This window comes from Williamsia sp. (assembly GCF_036566845.1).
Taxonomy (GTDB): Bacteria; Actinomycetota; Actinomycetes; order Mycobacteriales; family Mycobacteriaceae; genus Williamsia.
The window spans coordinates 1-2,143 of the sequence record NZ_DATCVM010000227.1 but is presented as its reverse complement, the minus strand read 5'-3'; the positions used below and the strand labels follow the sequence as shown (position 1 = coordinate 2,143).

2 protein-coding genes are annotated in these 2,143 nt (G+C 63.3%); both read left to right on the top strand.

The features are described from left to right. Nucleotides 1-593 (top strand): ABC transporter substrate-binding protein (locus VIQ49_RS21795; RefSeq protein WP_331888578.1); only part of this gene is annotated, 593 nt, incomplete at its 5' end. Nucleotides 594-1,190: 597 nt separating this feature from the next. Continuing rightward, nucleotides 1,191-2,143, top strand: a 953-nt coding sequence (locus VIQ49_RS21790) for a PHB depolymerase family esterase (RefSeq protein WP_331888576.1), incomplete at its 3' end; no start/stop codon positions are given.

The following is a 2,143-nucleotide window of genomic DNA, read 5'->3' as shown; positions in this document are numbered from 1 at the left end:
AGATCGGCGCCTTGAAGACAGCGGGCTGCGAGATCGTGATGCTCGCCACGATCCCCGGGTTCTCGGCACTGGCCATCGGCACCGCCGCACAGCTCGGGTGGTCGCCGACGTGGTTCGCCACATCCGTCGGCGCCGACTACGTCACCTTGTCGGGTCTGCTCAAGGACGCGGCCCCACAGCTTCTGGACGGTTTCGTCAGCGCCAACTACATGCCAGGCATCACCTCCGACTGGGTCGAGCTGTTCAGCACGATCAACGACGAGTACAACGATGGAGCCGTCTTCGACGGGAACACCATCTACGGCATGAGCATGGCGTACCTGTTCGCTGAGGCGTTGGAGGCTGCTGGCGAGAACCCCACACGCGAGTCGCTGCTCGAGGCGCTGACCTCAGGTGACCTCACGGGGAACGGCATCGTCCCACTTGCGTTCTCGAAGGACTCCCACGAGGCCTACCCGGCAGCCGGCATCCAGATCGTCGACGACGGCGTACAGGATTATGTTGGCTCGACCTATCGCGTCACGGATGACGAGGTCGAGGCGATTGACGCAGCGTTCCCGCCCGTCGTGAAGGAAGGCGTCCCCGGGAACTGAACGGGCGGCGGCACAGGACCGGCTGAACCCCTGAGGGACCGGGGGTTCAGCCGTGACCTCGCGAGTACCGTCCAGGACACGTCCTGTGCCAGGACTGGCGGGCATCGCCAGTGAGGCGACCCTCGCGCCTGCTCGAGCGTGCAGACCCTTTCGACCGCCACCGTTTCCCACCGAGAACGGGATACAGCCATCCGGTTCGGGGCCGCGTCCGCGCAGCCGATCGACGCTCACAGCCCGATTCACTAGTGAAGGGAGTGCTCGAACTGATGCGTGCGAGAACTGCCATTCGCCGCCTGCATGGCAGCAGAATCTCGTGCTCGTCTGCGAAGTGCATTGGCGAGAAGGCACCGCGCCAACGATCTCACCTACGTGTGAGATGCGCCGCGATCAGCACATGCTTCTTGCTCCAGACAACGTCGTCGAAGGAGAACCTCAATGAGTTTGACAAGCAAGGGTGCGCTGCACCGATCGACTAGCCGTACCGCACTGGCTGCGACCGCAATCGCAGTAGCCATCGCGACCATGCTCGTGGGCGCGTGGATTTCGCCGCCGGCACGCGCCGCATCCGGAGGATGGACCACCGAGACGATTGCAGGTATGTCGGTTCGCATCTACACACCAGCGACGCCTCCTGCCATCGCGAGCGGTCGCGCCCTGATGATCTCACTCCATGGCTGTTCGCAGAAGGCGCAGGACCTGCAGCAGGACGGAAACTGGACGGATGTGGCAGACGAATACGGAATGGTCGTGGCGGTGCCGGACGCGCCCAACGGAGGCGTGTACCTCGGATGCTGGGACTACTACGACTCCAACCACAGCTCGACGAGTCCAGCCCGCCATGATGACAACGTGCTCGCGCTCGCTGAGTCGCTGCAGGCCCGCGAAGGACTTGCAATCGACCCCGCCCAGACATACATCAGCGGGCTGTCCTCCGGAGGCGCGGAGACGATGGTCGTCGGTTGCCTGTTCCCGCATATCTTCGCCGGCATCGGACTCAACGCAGGTCCCGGAATCGGCACCACTTCGAGTCAATATTCTTGGGTCAGCACCAGCAAGACAACCGGAACGGACGTGTGTAAGCGCTTCGCCGGTGAAAACTCGGCCGCGTTCCAGACGCAGCTGACCTCAGTGATATATGGAAGCAACGATGCCACGGTTGCGCCCGGCTACAACACGTTGAACGCACAAATCATGGCCGGCATCTATGGCGCAGAGACGTCGTCGAACTTCTCGCTCGGGGGCTTCGCCGGCACGAATACGACCGGCAGTGGCACGCTCTACAACGATGGCGCGGGGCCGCGAGTATCCGTGATCCAAAACACGGGTCTCGGCCACAACTGGCCGGCAGGCACGGGCACGAACGGCTCGTACATCTCAGGCAACAGCATCGACTATCCCGCCTACGTGACGAAATTCTTCTTCGAGAACAACCGTCGCCTAGGCGGGTCACCGACGCCAAGCCCCACACCCGTGCCGACCCCCACGCCCACATCGCCCCCGACCGACACTTCATGCGTCACTGCATCAAACGCAACGCATCAGGCGGCCGG